The organism is Pannonibacter sp., assembly GCF_051860505.1.
GTDB lineage: Bacteria > Pseudomonadota > Alphaproteobacteria > Rhizobiales > Stappiaceae > Pannonibacter.
Window position 1 is genome coordinate 127,352 of record NZ_JBHYDX010000010.1, and the last position, 17,753, is coordinate 145,104.

15 protein-coding genes are annotated in these 17,753 nt (G+C 64.8%); 4 read left to right on the forward strand and 11 right to left on the reverse strand.

Features of this window, described 5'->3' with window-relative positions:
- From ACTIFE_RS09285 to ACTIFE_RS09315, 7 genes are all read right to left on the reverse strand, one after another.
- Window positions 1-849 (reverse strand): ABC transporter permease, encoded by an 849-nt coding sequence (locus ACTIFE_RS09285; RefSeq protein WP_439528868.1) that lies wholly within the window; start codon window positions 847-849, stop codon window positions 1-3.
- A gap of 5 nt (window positions 850-854) precedes the next feature.
- Complete coding sequence (locus ACTIFE_RS09290) at window positions 855-1,778, reverse strand: ABC transporter permease (RefSeq protein WP_439528882.1); 924 nt, start codon at window positions 1,776-1,778, stop codon at window positions 855-857.
- Between the two features lie 523 nt (window positions 1,779-2,301).
- Entirely contained in the window at window positions 2,302-3,837 is a 1,536-nt protein-coding gene (locus ACTIFE_RS09295) for an ABC transporter substrate-binding protein (RefSeq protein ID WP_439528869.1), read from the reverse strand.
- Window positions 3,838-3,877: 40 nt separating this feature from the next.
- The gene (locus ACTIFE_RS09300) at window positions 3,878-5,731 is read right to left on the reverse strand and encodes an ABC transporter ATP-binding protein (protein WP_439528883.1); all 1,854 of its coding nucleotides are present in this window, start codon (window positions 5,729-5,731) and stop codon (window positions 3,878-3,880) included.
- Window positions 5,732-5,736: 5 nt separating this feature from the next.
- A complete protein-coding gene (locus ACTIFE_RS09305) occupies window positions 5,737-7,509 on the reverse strand; it encodes an acetyl/propionyl/methylcrotonyl-CoA carboxylase subunit alpha (RefSeq protein WP_439528870.1) in 1,773 nt (590 codons plus the stop codon).
- Complete coding sequence (gene pxpB, locus ACTIFE_RS09310) at window positions 7,506-9,155, reverse strand: 5-oxoprolinase subunit PxpB (protein ID WP_439528871.1); 1,650 nt, start codon at window positions 9,153-9,155, stop codon at window positions 7,506-7,508. Before pxpB ends, ACTIFE_RS09305 begins: the two co-directional genes overlap by 4 nt.
- Before the next feature lies 1 nt (window position 9,156).
- The gene (locus tag ACTIFE_RS09315; protein WP_439528872.1) at window positions 9,157-9,939 is read right to left on the reverse strand and encodes a LamB/YcsF family protein; all 783 of its coding nucleotides are present in this window, start codon (window positions 9,937-9,939) and stop codon (window positions 9,157-9,159) included.
- A gap of 424 nt (window positions 9,940-10,363) precedes the next feature.
- On the opposite strand from ACTIFE_RS09315, the gene ACTIFE_RS09320 reads away from it, so the two are divergent.
- Window positions 10,364-10,987 (forward strand): GntR family transcriptional regulator, encoded by a 624-nt coding sequence (locus tag ACTIFE_RS09320; RefSeq protein ID WP_439528884.1) that lies wholly within the window; start codon window positions 10,364-10,366, stop codon window positions 10,985-10,987.
- Between the two features lie 32 nt (window positions 10,988-11,019).
- On the opposite strand, the gene ACTIFE_RS09325 is transcribed toward ACTIFE_RS09320, so the two are convergent.
- The gene (locus ACTIFE_RS09325; RefSeq protein WP_439528873.1) at window positions 11,020-11,967 is read right to left on the reverse strand and encodes a ChbG/HpnK family deacetylase; all 948 of its coding nucleotides are present in this window, start codon (window positions 11,965-11,967) and stop codon (window positions 11,020-11,022) included.
- Between the two features lie 36 nt (window positions 11,968-12,003).
- On the opposite strand from ACTIFE_RS09325, the gene ACTIFE_RS09330 reads away from it, so the two are divergent.
- On the forward strand, window positions 12,004-13,014 hold the full coding sequence (locus ACTIFE_RS09330) for a glycosyltransferase family 2 protein (RefSeq protein ID WP_439528874.1): 1,011 nt from the start codon (window positions 12,004-12,006) through the stop codon (window positions 13,012-13,014).
- Here the strand turns inward: ACTIFE_RS09330 and ACTIFE_RS09335 are convergent.
- The 3 genes from ACTIFE_RS09335 to ACTIFE_RS09345 form a co-directional block, all read right to left on the reverse strand.
- Window positions 12,975-13,412 (reverse strand): YqaA family protein, encoded by a 438-nt coding sequence (locus ACTIFE_RS09335; protein WP_439528875.1) that lies wholly within the window; start codon window positions 13,410-13,412, stop codon window positions 12,975-12,977. The two genes, ACTIFE_RS09330 and ACTIFE_RS09335, sit on opposite strands and share 40 nt — an antisense overlap.
- A gap of 109 nt (window positions 13,413-13,521) precedes the next feature.
- Complete coding sequence (uxuA, locus tag ACTIFE_RS09340) at window positions 13,522-14,745, reverse strand: mannonate dehydratase (RefSeq protein ID WP_439528876.1); 1,224 nt, start codon at window positions 14,743-14,745, stop codon at window positions 13,522-13,524.
- A gap of 81 nt (window positions 14,746-14,826) precedes the next feature.
- Window positions 14,827-15,735: a LysR family transcriptional regulator gene (locus tag ACTIFE_RS09345; protein WP_439528877.1), complete on the reverse strand. Its 909-nt coding sequence runs from the start codon at window positions 15,733-15,735 to the stop codon at window positions 14,827-14,829.
- A 149-nt stretch (window positions 15,736-15,884) separates the two neighbouring features.
- On the opposite strand from ACTIFE_RS09345, the gene ACTIFE_RS09350 reads away from it, so the two are divergent.
- Window positions 15,885-16,532, forward strand: a complete 648-nt coding sequence (locus ACTIFE_RS09350) for a DsbA family protein (protein ID WP_439528878.1) — start codon at window positions 15,885-15,887, stop codon at window positions 16,530-16,532.
- A 26-nt stretch (window positions 16,533-16,558) separates the two neighbouring features.
- On the forward strand, window positions 16,559-17,461 hold the full coding sequence (locus ACTIFE_RS09355) for an MBL fold metallo-hydrolase (protein WP_439528879.1): 903 nt from the start codon (window positions 16,559-16,561) through the stop codon (window positions 17,459-17,461).
- The last annotated feature ends 292 nt before the right edge of the window (window positions 17,462-17,753 follow it).

Here is a 17,753-nt window from a genome sequence, read left to right on the forward strand (position 1 = left end):
TTACCTCGAGGTTCGTCCGGTCGGGTCGAGGCTGTCGCGCAGCCAGTCGCCGAGAAGGTTGAGACCCAGCACCGTCAAGAGGATGGCAACACCGGGGAACACGCTCACCCACCAGGCGGTCTGCAGGTAGGTCCGCCCGTCGGCCAGCATGCCGCCCCAGCTCGGGATGGTCGGATCGACGCCGAGGCCGAGGAAAGTCAGGCTGCTTTCCAGAAGGATGTTGTTGGCGACATTCAGCGTCATCAGCACGATCACCGGGCCGATCAGGTTCGGCAGCAGGTGCTGCAGGATGATGCGCCAATCTTTCACGCCGATGGCACGGGCGGAGAGGATGAACTCCCGCTCGCGCAGGGTCAGCACCGAGCCGCGCACAAGGCGGGCATATTGCACCCACTGCGAGACGATCAGCAGGATGATGGTGTTCATCAGGCTGCCGCCGACAATGGCAATGAAGGTGATGGCGAGCAGGATGAAGGGCATGGCCAGCTGCAGGTCAGCAAAGCGCATCACCACCATGTCCCAGAAGCCACGGTAGTAGCCGGCGATCAGCCCCATCAGCACGCCGAAGACGACCGCGCCGATCACCGACGTAAAGCCGACCAGCAGCGAGATCTTGCCACCGGCCACCACACGGGCCAGCACGTCGCGGCCGAGCGGGTCGGTGCCAAGCGGATGCGCTGCACTGACAAAGGGCTTGGTCAGCCGGGCCATCAGGTCGATCTTGTCGGCCCCGCCCGGGAACAGCACGTCCGAGAACAGCACCGCGAGGCAGATGACGGTTGTCAGGAAAGCGCCAAGAATGAACTCGATGTTGGCAAACTGCGAGGGGCGTGAGGTTTTTGCGGCCATGAGCGTCACTCCGTCCGGATGCGCGGATCGACAAGGCCATAGGCGATATCGACGAGAAGATTGATGCCGACGATCATCAGCGACAGCACGGTGATCACGGCCTGCAGCACCGGATAGTCGCGCGCGCCGACCGCCTCGAAGGCGAGCGTGCCCATGCCGGGCCAGTTGAACACCCGCTCGATGACGACGATGCCGCCGAGCAGGCCGCCGAACTGCAGGCCGAAATAGGTGATCAGCGGAATGGCACAGTTGCGCAGGGCGTGCTTGTAGAGAACCTTGCTCTCGCTCAGCCCCTTGGCGCGGGCAACCATGACATATTGCGCCTGCAGCGTTTCCAGCATCGCCGTGCGCACCAGGCGCACGTTGGTCGCGGTCAGGATCACGCCCATGGTCACGGCGGGCATGATGAAGCTCTCCGGTCCCGACATGCCGCTGGGCGGCAAAAGGTTGAAGGTGATGGCAAACAGCAGCACCAGCATGGTGGCGAGCCAGAAATTCGGGAACGACAGGCCGATCAGCGAGAAAGCCCGGATCAGCTGATCCGCCAGCTTGCCGCGCGACGTGGCTGCCTTGATGCCGAGCGGGATCGACAGGGCAATGGAGACCGCCATCGACACGAAGGCCAGCATCAGGGTCGCCGGCAGCGCGTCGCCGATCAGCCGGGCGACCGGCGTTCCGCCAACAAAGCTCTTGCCAAGGTCGAAGGTCACCAGACCTTGCATGAAACTCAGATATTGCACCACGAAGGGCTGATCCGTACCGAGCTCGGCGCGGATGCGCATCAGGTCCTCTTCCGTCATGCTGCCGCCGCCCTGAAACATCATCAGCGCCGGATCACCGGTCAGACGAATGGCAAAGGCAACGACCAGCGTGACCGCTATGACGACAAACAGCGCCTGCAACACGCGCTTTATGAGGAAACCGGCCACGTTCTTCTCCTTCTGGTGCAGCGCCCCCGCCCGGTCACACAGGCGAGGTCTGAAACTCATGACACACCAAGACCAACCGGGGATTAGCCCCTGACCGATGCCCGGTTTCGCAGCGCTCTCTCCCCCTTGAGGGGCAGGGCTTTCGCATATGAAGTCTGGCACTTGTTCGACAAGAACGACCGTGCCCAGAAATTTTAACCTTGTCGGAGCCTCTCCGCCCCCCTCCCCCTCGTGGGGAGGGGTTGGGGGTGGGGGGACAGACTTCATTCCAGGTAACCCACGTGCCTGACTGGGCGTGTTTCACGCATTTTGCGATCAAACGGCCGCTGTGCCCCCCACCCCTCCCCACGAGGGGGAGGGGAGCGGAAAGGCCTCGACAACCGTCTGACTACATCTGCGAGAGCTCTCCCCCTCATGGGGGAAAGGCGCAAACGCATGATCCGTCGTGTCACGCAGGCGTTCTGGTCGTGTCAGCAAGTCACAACCCCGCCTGGCCGTGCCGGGCGGGGTCTTTTTATGCCGGTCAGTCGACGCTGACTTCGTTCAGTTTGATGCGGGTGTCGGGAGCCGGAACGAAGCCCTTCACGCGCTTGTTGACGCCGTAGATCGCCTTGGTGTTGTAAAGCGGCAATTCCAGCGCCTTGTCCGCCACATAATTGGCGATCTCGCGCAGGATCTTCTCACGCGCGTCGCGGTCGGTCAGCGGACGCTGGGACTCCAGCAGAGCGTCCAGTTCGGCGTCCTTCTCATACGGGTTCCACTTTTCGCCGGTGTGATACATGGCGTAGGCGGTGTTGTCGTAATCGAAGGTCCAGCCGCCCCACTTCTGCTGGAACATGGCGCCGGTCTTGCCCTGCGGGATGATATCGTTGATCAGCACGCTGGTTTCATAGGGCTTGACGGTGGCGTTGAGGCCAACGGCCTGCAGGTAGAAGGAGATGGCCTGGGCCACTTCGTTCATGGTCGCGTCATTGCCGCGCACATCGATCTGCAGTGCCGCGCCTGGCTTGACGCCAGCTTCCGCCAGCAGCGCCTTGGCTGCCGCCGGATCAAACGGCAGCGGCTTCAACTCAGGGTCATGACCAAAGGACAGCGCGCCCTGGAAGCTGGCAATTTCCGAGGCGTGACCGGCCAGGATCGACTGCACGATGGCCGAGCGGTCGACGGCCATGATGATCGCCTTGCGCACGCGCGCGTCAGCGGTGATGCCGTCGCGGGTGTTGAAGCGCAGCGCGTCGACCGTCGGGCCGGGAACGCTCATGATTTCAAGGTTGGCGTCCGACTTGATCGTGTCGACCATGCCGATCGGAATGGTGGGCGGGATGACGATGTCGACGCGGCCGAACTGCAGTTCAGCCACTGCCGTTGCCGGCTCGGCGATGAAGCGATACTCCAGTTCATCGATCTTCGGCGCGCCGCCCCAGTAATCCGGATTTGCGGCCAGCTTGATGTCGACCTTCGGCGCATAGGAGACGAACTTGAACGCCCCGGTGCCGACCGGATTGGCGTTGAAGTGATCCTCACCCTTTTCAGCGATGTATTTCGGCGGCACGATCATCGCGCCATAGCCGGCAAGCTTGGTCAAAAGCACCGGATCCGGCTTGTTGAGCTTCAGGTCGACGGTGTAGTCGTCAACGATCTCGACGCTTTCAATGGCGGTGTAGTTCGACCGCTGCGGGCCCTTGGCACCCTGTTCGCCCAAAAGGCGCTCAAAGGTGAACTTGACGGCTTCCGCGTTGAACGGCTCGCCGTTGTGGAAGGCAACGTTCTGGCGAAGCTTGAAGCGGATGCGCTTGCCCTCGTCCAGCTCTTCCCAGCTCTCGGCGAGCCCCGGCACCAGCTTCAGGTCCGGGCCGCGATAGGTCAGGCCGTCGAAGATGTTGGTGGAAACGGCGGCCCAGGCCACCAGGAACGTGTCGATCGGATCCCAGCTGCCCGGATCCTGCGGCGAGGACACGGTCAGCTTGCCGGCGGCCAGGGCCGGTTGGGCTACGAAAGAGACACTGGACATGGCAAGCGCTACAAGGGCGGCGCTCATTCCCCACTTCTTTGTTTTCATGTTCCCATTCCTCTGCTGATGACTGCGGATTTCGCAGGGTTCAGGCGCTCTTGGCGACAAGATGGCCTGGATGGATTTCCTCGCGGACGAGGAGGGCCGGCTCGTCTCCCACGCGCCGGGTTGAACTCGGGATCTCGCCGTCCAGCATCGCGGTTGTGCGGACGCGGGTCGGGTCGGCAACCGGCACGGCGGACAGGAGGCGGCGGGTGTAGTCATGCGCCGGCGTCTCGAACACCTGGCGGCGGCTGCCCATTTCCATGATCTGGCCGAGGTAGAGCACGGCGACGCGGTGGCTCATCTTCTCGACCACCGCCATGTCATGGCTGATGAAGAGATAGGCCAGCCCGCGTTCGGCCTGCAGGTCCATGAACAGGTTGATCACCTGCGCCTGGATCGACACATCCAGCGCCGACAGGGCCTCATCGGCGATGATCAGTTCCGGGTCGGACGCGAGCGCCCGGGCAATGCAGACGCGCTGGCGCTGGCCACCGGAAAACTCATGCGGATAGCGGCTGGCATGAGCCGAGGTGAGCCCCACCCGTTCAAGCAGTTCATCCACCCGCCGCTGGATCGCCTTGCGGCCGCTGATCAGCCCATGCGTCGTGATCGGTTCGGCAATCGAGAAGCCGACGGTCTTGCGCGGATCCAGCGAGGCGAACGGATCCTGGAAGATGTATTGCACTTTCTGGCGCAGCGCGAAGCGTTCGGCCGCCGACATGCCGGCAAGGCTTTTGCCCTTGAAGCTGATGTCGCCGGAGTGGGTGGCCTGCAGCTGCTGCACCGCCCGGCCGATGGTTGACTTGCCCGAGCCGGATTCGCCGACCAGCGCCAGAGTCTCGCCCGGATAGATGTCGAAGGAGACATTCGACACGGCGCTGCAGCGGTGGGTGACTTTACCAAGGATCGTCTTGCGCACGTCAAAGCGCACGAACAGGTCGCGCACGGACAACAGCGGCGCGCCATCGGTTCGGGCGGTGTTCTGCACCCGCTCTTCGCCCACGGTCTTTGGCTCGCCATCTTCCAGCACCGTCAGCGGCAGGCGTTTGGGATAGTCCTCGCCCGCCATTGAACCCAGCTTCGGCACGGCGGACAGCAGCGCGCGGGTGTAAGGGTGCTGCGGGCTTGCAAAAATGTCGGTGACCTTGCCTTCCTCGACCTTCCGGCCTTTCCACATCACCACCACGTCGTCCGCCATCTCGGCGACCACGCCCATGTCGTGGGTGATGAAGATCAGCGCCATGCCGAGTTCTTTCTGCAACTCGCGCATGATGTTGAGGATCTGGGCCTGGATCGTCACATCCAGCGCCGTCGTCGGCTCGTCGGCGATCAGCACCTTGGGCCGGCAGGCCAGGGCCATGGCGATCATCACGCGCTGGCGCATGCCGCCGGAGAGCTGGTGCGGATAGCGCTTCACCAGTTCGGCCGCGTCCGGCAGGCGTACCATGCCGAGCAGCCGGATGGCCTCTGCCAGCGCCGCCGCCTTGCCCATCTTTTCGTGCAGCATCAGCGTTTCGCAGATCTGGTCGCCGATGGTGTAGACCGGATTGAGCGAGGTCATCGGCTCCTGGAAGATCATGGCAATGTCCTTGCCACGGATCGCGCGCATGTCCTTCTGGGTCTCAGTGAGCAGGTTGCGCGCGCCGAACAGGATCCGGCCCGCGTCAAAGCGCGCGCCCATCATGTCGGCGAGCCGCATGATCGACAGAGATGTCACCGACTTGCCGGACCCGGACTCGCCCACGATGGCCAGCGTCTTGCCCGGCTGGACGGAGAAGGACAGATCCTCGATCACCCGGTTGCCGCCGAAGCTGACGCTGAGCCCGTCAACGGTGAGCAGCGGGTTGGACGCCTGAGCGGGCGTCATCTCAGGGTACGTCGTCTCGGGGGGCGTCATGGTGCTCATGCCTGCGTCTCCGCCGGTTCCTGCCGGTTGTTGTTTGTCTGGGCCATGCCCGCCGGTTCAATCCGGGCCAGTGCAGCCCCGGCGGTCACCACGCTGCCGGCTTCGGCGATCCGGCTGAGCCGTCCGTCCCTGTGCGCCGTCACGGCCGTTTCCATCTTCATCGCATCCATCATCGCGATGACATCGCCCGCACGGACGACATCGCCGTCGGCAACCGCCCAGTGCGCCAGCGTTCCCGGCAAAGGCGCGGCCACGACAGCCGCATCAATTGGGGTCGCGTCCTGCGCTTCCGGCACAGCCGTCCCGGTCCCCAGCAGCCGCAACAGGCTTTGCGGAATGCCGATCTCGACAAGCTGCCCGCCGATCTCGATCTTGCCGCGCAACAGGCTTACCTCACCGGTCGCCTCGGGCCGTGCGGCCGCATCCAGGGACCCGGCGAACTCGGTCTCGATCCAGCGCGTATGCACCTTGAACGGACCGCAGAAGTCAGCCTCCTGCAGCACCGCCCTGTGGAACGGCAGCACGCTCGGAACACCCTCGATGCGGAACTCGCCGAGCGCACGGCGCGCACGGGCAATTGCCTGCTCGCGCGTCACACCCCAGACGATGAGCTTTGAACTTAAGGAATCAAACATCGGCGGGATCACCGAGCCGGCTGCAATACCGCTGTCAAAGCGGATGCCCGGACCGGCAGGCACCGTCATCGCCGTGATTTCACCCGACGCCGGCAGGAAGCCCCGGCCCGGGTCTTCCATATTGATGCGGAACTCAATCGCGTGACCGCGCGGCTCCGGCGTGTCCGTGATGCCCAGCGGCAGGCCCTCGGCGATGCGGAACTGCTCCACCACCAGGTCGATCCCTGTGGTCTCTTCCGTCACCGGATGCTCCACCTGCAGGCGCGTATTCACCTCCAGGAACGAGATCAGCCCATCAGCGCTGAGCAGGAACTCCACCGTGCCCGCCCCGGTGTAGCCAGCGGCGCGGCAGATGTCGCGCGCAGCGGCATGGATGGCCGCGCGCTGCGCATCGCTCAGGAACGGGGCCGGAGCTTCCTCGACGAGTTTCTGGTTGCGCCGCTGCAGCGAGCAATCGCGCGTACCGACCACGACCACATTGCCGTGCCGGTCGGCCAGAACCTGCGCCTCGATGTGACGCGGCCGGTCAAGGAACTGCTCCACGTAGCACTCGCCCCGGCCAAAGGCGGCCAGCGCCTCACGGGTGGCGCTGTCGAACAGCTCCTCCACCTCGTCCAGGCTGCGGGCAATCTTCAGGCCGCGTCCGCCGCCGCCATGCGCGGCCTTGATGGCCATCGGCAGGCCGAACTCCCGCGCAAAGGCCAGCGCCTCGGCAGCCGAGCCAATCGGGCCGTCGCTGCCCTTGACCAGCGGCGCCCCGACCTTGCGGGCAATGCGCCTCGCTTCGAGCTTGTCGCCCAGCGCCTCGATCACCTCCGGGTCCGGCCCGATCCAGGTCAGCCCTGCGTCGATCACCGCGCGGGCAAACTCCGCCCGCTCCGACAGGAAGCCATAGCCCGGATGCACCGCATCGGCACCCGAGCGGCGAGCCGCCTCGATCAGCTTGCCGATGTCGAGATAGCTTTCCTTCGGGCTCGCCCCATTGAGTGCCAGCGCCTCGTCGGCCAGCCCGGTGAACAGCGCTCCGGCATCCGCATCGGCGTAGACGGCAACGGACACCAGGCCATAGTCCCGGCAGGCCCGGATCACGCGGACTGCGATCTCGCCGCGATTGGCGATCAGAACCTTTTTCATGTGGGCGCACCTGAACAGGGTTTGATGTCTTTGAAAGTCCGCGCGGCGGCGAAGCGGATCCGGGCGCCGGGCGGGATCTGTCCGGCGAGGTCGAGATGGTGGCTCACCACATTGGCGATGACCGGATAGCCGCCCGTCAGCGGATGATCGGCCAGGAACAGCACCGGCTGACCATTGGCCGGCACCTGGATCGCTCCACGCAACGTGCCTTCGCTCGGCAGCTCGCCGCCGGTCGCGCGCGTCAACTCCGGCCCGGCCAGTCGCAGTCCGACGCGGCTCGCCAGTGCGGTGACTTCCCAGTCCTGCCCGAGAAAATCGGCCAGCGCGGCGTCTGTGAACCAGTCCGTGCGCGGACCCAGAACCACCTCAAGCGCCACGACCTCGCCCGCCGCGGGCAACACCGTTGCAGGCAGATACGGCGCATCGGCCACCGCTTCGCGTGGGAGAGGACCGGCACAGAGCCGGACGCCGGCAACGACCGGCTCCGGCCCAAGCTGCGCCAGCGTGTCGCTCGCCGCGCTGCCCAGCACCAGCGGAACATCCAGCCCGCCACGGAGGGCGAGATAGGAGCGCATGCCGCGCTGAGGCGCCGAAATGCGCACAACATCGCCGCGCTCCAGAGCCACGGGACGGTTCGCCTCAAAGACCCGTTTCGCGCCGTTTTCCGGCACAATCTCGATCCGTTCGGCTGCGCCGGTCAGTGCAATGACAGCGCGCTTCAAAGCCTTGAACCGGAACTCGGTTGGCGCAAGTTCCAGCGCGGGGGCGTCCGGCCGGTTGCCGACCAGCCGGTTGGCTGCTTTCAGGCTGCCCCGGTCTGCGGCCCCGGACTGGCTGATACCCTGCCCTGCGAGCCCCGGACGGCCAAGATCCTGCACCAGCACCGGCAGGCCGGTGGACAGCACCTCAAGAGTGGCCTGCCGCAGTTCCTGCACGCTACGGACACGCTCCCTTGCAGCCGCCGGCACGACAAACGACGCACCGGGCTCCTTGGCCATGTCGCGGAACTTGACCCGCGCGCCGGGGGTCAGCAGAGCGGCCGGCTCCCGCGCCAGATCAAACATCGCCAGCGGCGTGCGCCCGATCAGCTGCCAGCCGCCAGGGCTTGCCTTGGGGTAGATGCCGCTGAACTCGCCCGCCAGCCCGACAGCGCCCGCCGGAACCAGCGTGCGCGGCGACGTGCGGCGCGGCACATTGAGCCCGGCATCGCCCGCGCTCAGATAGGCAAAACCGGGGGCAAAGCCGGTGAAGGCGACGGTGTACTCAGCCTGCGTGTGGCGGTGGATCACCTCCTCGGGACTAATCCCGATCAGGTCGGCCACCTCCGCCAGATCCTCGCCGTCATAGAGAACAGAGATCTCGACCAGCACCCCGGCATGGCTCTTCCGTCCCTGTCCGGCACGGGCACAGGCTTCGCGCTCGATGTCGGATGCACGCAGCAGGCTCGGATCAAAGCGCAGCAGAAGTGTCCGCGCGGCCGGGATGATCTCGATGATGCCCGGCAGGTTTGCCGCCTGCAGCCCGTCGAACAGCGCCAGCGTTTCGGCAAGATCCGCCAGCTCGATCATCAGCGCGCCGTCCCGCATCGGCAGGAAGCGCAGGCTGGCCGCGGCAGGCTCGGTGGGAAGGACGGGCAGCAACGACATCTCAGCCCTGCCCTGCGGTTTCAGGGCCGGCGAAGGACCGGATCGCGATGCCTTCGGCTTCCAGCGCCCGCCGCACCTGCCGCGCCATGGCCACCGCATCCGGGCTGTCACCATGCACGCAGATGGACTGCGCCTCGACCCGGGCCATCTGCCCGTCAATGGCTTCGACAACCCCGTCACGGACAAGGCGCACCATGCGGCCCGCAACCAGCACCGGGTCATGCAGCACGGCGCCGGGCTCGCGCCGCGACACAAGGCGTCCGTCGGCGGTATAGGCGCGGTCCGCAAACGCTTCGGCGATCACCGTCAACCCGGCCTTCTCCGCCTGCGCAACCAGCGGAGATCCGGCCAGCGCCACAAGGGGCAATCGCGGATCGACCGCCAGGATGGCAGCGATCACGTCTGCCGCCTGCCGGGCGTCAAAGGCAATGGTGTTGTAGAGCGCGCCATGCGGCTTGACGTAGGAGACCCGTGTGCCCACCGCTGCGGCAAGGCCTTGCAGCGCGCCGATCTGGTAGATCACATCGCCGTAGAGTTCCTCGCTGGAAGGATCCATAGCCCGGCGTCCGAAGCCGGCAAGATCACGGTAGCCCACATGCGCGCCGACGCTGACGCCGCGCGCGCGGGCCGCCTGAAGCGTCTTCAGCATGCCGGCCGGATCGCCGGCATGGAACCCGCAGGCGACATTGGCGCTGCTGACAAGGTCCAGCATCGCGGCATCGTCGCCCATCACCCAGGCGCCGAAGCTTTCTCCAAGATCGCTGTTGAGATCGACCGCCTGCATCAGGCCTTGTCCCACAGGTTCGCGGGCAGACCGGTCATGGCGTTCCTGTCAGGGCGAACGCCGCCCCGCTGGTAAACTGACTTCATGGCTTGTGCCACCCCTCTTGATTGGAGATAGGCGTATCAAAGACAGACAATCCTGTCCAGACTGTTGAACAATCTTGTCGCCTTGACCTACAACGCTGACACTAAGTGTCTCTTGCAGCAGCGGAAGAGCAACTTTATTGTGCAGTGCAATGTTGGCATGGCGTGCGGCGCAACAGCTCCCCGCTTGAAGGTGACTGCCCTCCGCCCTAGTGTCCTGGGACGGAATCGGGCGGCTCCCTGCCCCGCCTGCCGTCCTTGTCGAGGAGTGATGATTGAAAGTTCTTGGGTCCGCGACGAGCGCTGCACCAGCGTCGGAAACTGGTCAGACGCTCGCCGAAATGATTGCAATGCGGATCCGGAACCGGGTGATTTCCGGCGAGCTGACGCCCGGCAGCCACCTCTCCGAGGTGACGCTCAGCGAAGACCTGCAGGTCTCGCGCAACACCTTGCGCGAAGTGTTTCGCCTGCTCACCAAGGAAGGTCTGCTGCGGCATGAGGCGAACAAGGGCGTGTTCGTCATCACGCCCAGCATGTCGACCATCATCGACATCTACCGCGTCCGCCGCCACATCGAATGCCCTGCGCTGGCTCGCGCCCACCCGCTGCATCCCAGCGTCTCCCGCATGCGCGCTGCGGTGGAAGCCGCGCTCCGCCACCGCGAGGCTGGCGAATGGCTCAACGTCGGCAGCGCCGACATCGCCTTTCATGCTGCTATCGTCGAGCTGGCCGACAGCCCGCGCCTCTCTGCCTTCTATGCCCAGATCTCGCTGGAACTGCGCCTGGTCTTCGGCCTGCTGCGCGATCCGGAATATCTGCATGGTCCCTATATCGAGCAGAATGTCGCCATCCTGACCCAGCTCGAACAGGGCGAAGCCACTGCCGCCGCGGCACGGCTCGAGGACTACCTGCATCAGGCCGAGCGCTTCATCCTTGCTGCCTATGCGCGCATCTACCCCGCGTAAAATCGCGCGGCAGCGCGCGCATTGCGCCCTGACTAGCCCGCAGCCAGACCGTTGAACCGGACCAGAGACACATCGTTCTCTGCCAGCATCATGCTAAACGCGTCGCTGGCGAGATACTGAAGTTCGGCCTCGCGCAGGTCCGTCAGCGGATCGAGCCCGATCAGATGGTCGTCGACATAGCCCGGGTGGCACATGACCAGCGGCCTGTCTCCAGCCCCCTGGAAGAAGCGGCGAAACAGATCGTCTGTGTCTTCGCGCGGCGTAAAATCCCGCACGCCGCGAAAACTGTCATTCGCCTTCAACCCGGCCTTGATGACCTTTCGGGCAAACCCCTGGCCCAGCGCGCTGATAATGGCGGCCCGCAGCACCGCGCTGCGCCGCCGCAGGATGGCCGGTAGCGGCTCCTGGCAGAGGCGCAGATAGCTGCCGGCAGGTGCCAGTCTGGCTGCGAACGCCTCCATCACAAGATCGCGGATCACAGGCAACTGGTGACAGTGATGATGCCCGTCTATGAAATCCGGCACCCGCCCCATGACAACCTCAAAGGCATCAATCTGCGCAGCGATCTCCCCGGCCAGCTCCTGCCGGATGGCATCGTCCTTGAGCTGCCCGCGCAAGGACATCAGGATCAACGGCCCGTTACCTGGCAGACGCCCGCTCCCGGCAAGCCTCCGCATCCGTGTCAGGGGCGCGTGATCGGTGAGTGTGAGATGAAGCCCGATATCAGCATCAACCCGATCCGCCTCATCCAGCAGCCGCCGCCCTTCTTCCGCCCAAAAGGGGCTTAAGGTCATGGCCGCCGTTGCCGTCAGACGCCCCTGCACCAGGAGTTGCCGGATCCCCACGCTGATGCCAGGTGTGAGCCCATAATCATCGGCGCTGAGAACCATTCTTTTTTTGCCAGGCGTCACGGTTTGAAAAACCCATCCTATTCGTCTACGTAGGCCACAACAGAAACACTCCGAAAAAATCAAAATCAACCGGCCTGCAGCGCTGCACGACCAGGAACCAGGAAAATGAGCGAGAACGCCCCTGAACTTTCAGTGGTCATTCCCTGCTTCAATGAAGCGGCCAATCTTGTGCCGCTGATGGCCCGGCTCGTCCCGGTGCTGGAAGGCCTTGGCCGCAGCTTCGAGATCCTGCTGGTGGATGACGGCAGCCGGGACAGGACATTGGAAGTTGCTGCCGGTCTTGCAACGGCCGACCCGCGCATCGGCATTCTCGCGCTCTCGCGCAATTTCGGCAAGGAAATCGCCATCACCGCCGGCATCGACCATGCCCGGGGGAAGGCGGCAATCCTGATCGATGCAGACCTGCAGCATCCGCCGGAAAAGATCATCGAACTTGTCGCCGCCTGGAACGACGGCTTCCAGATCATTCATGCCACCCAGACCATCCGCCCCTCCGAGGGTCTGGCCAAGCGCGCCGGAGCCAAGCTCTTCTACAAGCTGCTGGCACAGCTCTCGGACATCGATCTGCCGCGCGGTGCCGGCGACTTCTGCCTGCTGGACCGGGCCGCACTGGACGCGCTCAAGTCCCTGCCCGAGCGGGCGCGTTTCATGAAGGGTCTGTATTTCTGGGTTGGCTTCCGCCAGAAACAAATCCCCTATGAGCCGGCCGAACGGGTGGCAGGGGCAAGCGGCTGGTGTTACCGCCGGCTCGCGAGCCTGGCCCTCAACGGTCTGACCGCCTTCAGCACCGTGCCGCTGCGGCTCGCTTCCATCGCGGGGCTTCTCGTCTCCATCATCGCCATCATCTATGGCCTCATCCTGATGACGGATGTGCTGCTGCATGGCATCGACGTGCCCGGCTATGCCTCGCTCATGGTGGGCCTCTTGTTCCTCAGCGGCGTACAACTGATCTCGCTCGGCATCCTCGGCGAATATGTCGGCCGCATCTTCAACGAGACAAAGCAGCGCCCGCTCTATTTCGTCGGCAGCTATCACCCGGCGACAACCAAGAACCCTGACGCCTTGGCCGCTTCAAATCACGCCACGCCTGCCGCAACCAACGCAACCAGCACATAGCGGCCTGCCTTGCCGATGGTGACGAGCACGAGGAAAATCCCGAGCGGCTCGCGCAAGGTGCCTGCAACGACGGTCAGAGGGTCCCCAACCACGGGCAGCCAGGCAAACAGCAGGCTCCAGCGGCCATAGCGGCGATACCAGCCCTCCGCCCGCGCCAGTGATTTGTCCGACACCGGGAACCAGCGCTTGTGCCGGAAGCTTGCAAGCCCGCGTCCCAGCAGCCAGTTGACCACCGAGCCCAGCACGTTGCCCGTGGTGGCAACGAAGACCAGCAACCACAGCGGCCAGCCACCTGCAACCACCAGCGCCGCCAGGACCCCTTCGGACTGGGCCGGCAGAAGCGTTGCGGCCAGAAAGGCTGCCAGAAACATTCCGGCAAGACCGGCCAGTTCATCCATTGCTCACCGCCCCGAAGGTCACGTTCCGTGCCCTGATGGCGGAACCCGAGTGCGATGCCGCAGGTAGCTCCCTGGCCGCAATTGTTCAAGTGCGACGCCGCATTCCCAGTTACGCGCGGGCGAGAAGGCCGAACTCCGGATGGGTCAAGGCGGTCGCGATGCCGCGCAGCTCCGCCAGACCTTTCAACCGGCCAATGGCCGGATAGCCCGGCTGCGCCCGCCGTGTCAGATCATCGAGGATGTCCTGGCCATGGTCCGGACGGAACGGGATCGACCAGTCACTGCGCCCTTCCGCTTTGCGCCGCGCCTCCTCCTTTACCACTTCGGCCAGCACCGCCACCATGTCGGTGTTCCCGCCCAGATGCTCGGCCTCGTGGAACGAACCGAACAGGCTGGGCTCTTCCCGCCGGACATTGCGCAGATGCAGGAAATGCACACGCGGCCCCAGACGCTGCATCATGCCGGGAAGGTCATTGTCCGCCCGTGCGCCGAGCGAGCCCGTGCACAACGTCACGCCGTTCGCCGGGCTGTCCACAGCCTCAAGCAGCAGCCGGTAGTCAGCCTCGGTCGAAACGATGCGCGGCAGGCCGAGCAACGGGACGGGAGGGTCGTCGGGATGGCAGCACATGCGGATACCAAGTTGTTCCGCGACCGGGATCACCTCCTCAAGAAAGGCAATGAAATGCCGCCGCAATCGGTCCGCGTCGATGTCGCCATATTCAGCAAGATGCGCGCGCACATCCGCCAGCGACAACTGCTCGGCAGCTCCCGGCAGACCGAAGGCGACATTGGCCGCCAGTTCCTGCTTGCGGGCCTCGCTCATGGCCACGAACCGACGCAAGGCCTCTTCCGCTACGGGACCAGCATGGTCTTCAGCAGCACCTGGACGTTGCAGGATATGGATGTCGAAGGCGGCAAAGTCATAGAGATCAAACCGCATGCAGGTGCCGCCATGCGCAACCCGCCACGCCAGATCCGTTCGGGTCCAGTCCAGCACCGGCATGAAATTGTAGCAGATTACCTCGATGCCGGCGGCGGCGAGATGGCGCAGGCTGGTCTTGTAGGCCGCGATATGGGCGCGCCAGTTTCCCGTCCGCTTCTTGATCTCTTCCGAGACCGGCAGGCTTTCGACTACCTCCCAGCGCAGGCCTGAAGGCTGGCCATCGCCCCGCACCGCCACCTCCTGCCGCCGCCGTGCAATCTCGTCGGCGCTCCAGACCGCGCCGGTCGGCACATGGTGCAGCGCCGAGACCACGCCCTGGACGCCCGCCTGCATCATGTCGTCGATGCTGACCAGGTCCTTTGGACCGAACCAGCGCCAGGTCTGCCGCATAGCTTCCTCCCTCGCGGCTTGTCCCGGCCGCCTTGCCAATGCTTAGCAGGCTCCATCGCGCCAATCTAGTATGTTAGTATTCTAGTTTGAACCTATACCCTGCTCAAGCTCGCGCAGGATCTCGACAAAGGCCGCCACCTTCGGCGGGCGATAGCGGGCCGGCGGGAAGACGGCGTGAATGCCACCGACGGGCAACACCCAGCCGGGCAGGATCTCGCGCAAATGCCCGGCAGCAAGGTCAGGCGCAACCAGATAATCGGGCAGCACTGAAAGCCCGGCGCCGAGCTTCACCGCGTGATACACCGCCGTTGTCGTGTCAAACCGCAGCCTTGCAGAGAATTGCACAGTCTCCCGGGAGATGGCATCTCGGCTGAAGCGCCAGGTCAAGGGCTCGCGCAAGGCAAGATTGGCGACAAACGGCAAGCCCGCCAGATCCGCTGGCTCCTTGAGATCCGAGCAACTTTCGGCAAGGGCTGCCGGCGCCACCAGCACCTGACGGAATTCGCCGATGCGCCGGACCTGCAGCGAGCTGTCCTGCAGCCAGCCGGCATGAATGGCAAGGTCCAGGTCCCCGGCCATCAGATCCAGCCGCTTGTCCGTGAAAGTCACATCCACATCGCAGGCCGGATAGCGCCCGGCAAACCGCGCAACAGCCGGCACCACCTTGGCCGTGCCATAGTCATAGGGCGCTGTCAGGCGCAACGTGCCGGACGGCGCCCCGGTCGCTTCCGCCACCAGGTCGAAGGCGTCCTCCGCCTCCTTGAGGATCAGGATACAGCGCGCGTGGAAGGCCCGCCCGGCCTCGGTTGGTTGCAGCCTTCGGGTCGAGCGCACGATCAGACTTGCCCCCAGTTCCTCCTCAAGCTTGGCCACCTGCTGGCTGACCACGGCCTTGGTCACGCCCAGCCGCTCTGCAGCCTGTGTGAAGGATCCCGTGTCCAGCACGGCTGCGAAATAGGCCAGCCGGTTGAGGTTCATGTGCGCGCGCATCCTGGATCCGTTTGTATGTTTCCAGCATACAATCTGTCTGATTTGTTGATCTTCCGTAAATGGCGGCAAGATGAGAGTGTCGTTTTGCCCGCACATGCCGCTCGGCAAAAAAAGGCGGATAGACGCTGCATTCACCACACGAGTTGCCGATGCCCCAGTCCCTGCGCCTGACCTATCTCTTCGATCCGCTCTGCGGCTGGTGCTACGGCGCGGCCCCAGCCATGGCTGCGCTTGCCAGTGCTGCAGATGTCACCTTGGACCTGATGCCAACCGGCCTGTTTTCCGGCGCCGGCGCCCGCCCCATGGACGACGGCTTTGCCGCCTATGCCTGGGCCAACGACCAGCGCATCGCCCGCCTCACCGGCCAGGTCTTCTCTAACCTCTACCGCCGCAATGTACTGGCCAACCGGGTGCAGATGTTCGACAGCGGGCCGGCCACCCTTGCCCTCACGGCCGCACGGGACAGCGGCGTCGCCGACGAGTTGGCCGCCCTCAAGGCGATCCAGATCGCCCGTTACGTCGACGGCCGCGACATCGCCGACCTCACAGTCCTGGCCGAGACCCTCAGCCAGCTTGGCCTGGAGGATGCAGCCGCCCAAGTCACAACACCTGATTCCGCCCTCATTGACCTGACCCGAAACCGCACGGCCAGGGCCTCAGCCCTGCTGCGCTCCGTCCACGCCAATGGTGTTCCGACACTCGTCCTCGAAAATCCGGATGGCAGCCGCAGCCTCGTGCCTTCCGCCGCCCTTTACGCCAATCCCGAGACCCTCGTCACCCGGCTCAAGGCCGCCTGATCCTCTGAAAGTCCAAGGACACAGCCATGTTCACACGTCGCCAGACCCTCAAGACCCTTCTCACCGGCACCGCCGCCATGGCCGCCTTCACCCTGCCGCTTGATGTCCTCGCCGCAGCCAGCGGGCTGAAGTGGACCCACTTCCAGGCTGATGAATCCGGCTTTCTCCGCGCCCCTGTCCTGATCGAAGGCAAGAGCGAAGCCATCCTCATCGACGGTGGCTTCACCCTGTCCGATGGCCGCGCCCTCGCCGAGGCCATCAAGGCCACCGGCAAGACGCTCACCACCATTTATGTCAGCCAGAGCGACCCGGACTATTACTTCAGCCTCGGCCCGGTGAAGGCCGCCTTCCCGGACGCACGCGTCATTGCTGACGCTGCCACGGTCGCGGCGATCAACGGCAACGTCGAAAAGAAGCTCGCCGTCTGGGGCCCGCAGCTCAAGGACAACGGCCCGCAGGTTCTGGCTGACGTGGTCATCCCCGCTGTCTCGTCCGAAACCCGACTGACGCTCGACGGCGAGACCATCGAGATCGTTCCGGCAGGCAACCTCGCCAACCGGCGCTATCTCTGGGTGCCCTCGCTGGAAGCTGTCTTTGGCGGTGTGCTGGTCTTCTCCGGCATCCATGTCTGGATGGCCGACACGCCAACCTCGGAACAGCGCCAGGCCTGGATTGCCGCCCTTGACGAGATGGCCGCACGCAAGCCGAAGGTCGTTGTCCCCGGCCACATGGCGCCGGGCTCTGCGCTTGACGCCAGCGCCATCGCCTACACCCGCGCCTACTTGGTCGCCTTCGAGGAAGAAGCCGCCAAGGCCGCCGACAGCGCCGCGCTGATCAAGGCGATGAAGGCCCGTTTCCCCACCGCCGGCGAGGACTTCAGCCTCGAACTCTCCGCCAAGGTGGTGAAGGGCGAGATGAAGTGGGGCTGAGGCTCCGGGGATAGTCCTGCGACTGCGAAGATAGGCCACGTCCCTCGTCAGGGGCACTCAAGCCTCTCCGCTCCCCTCCCCCTCGTGGGGAGGGGGTAGGGGTGGGGGGGAAAAACCTCAGCCATTCGGCAAGCTTTTGTTTTTTCGGATGGAAGGATTGATCGGCTCCGGGGGCGTATTGGGCTCACAGCCCCCCACCCCCACCCCCTCCCCACGAGGGCCTGTTGCGCAACAACGGCTTTGCTGGGCGCGGGAGTTTGGAACGGGGTTTTTTGCCCCTTCGCGTTGGGCG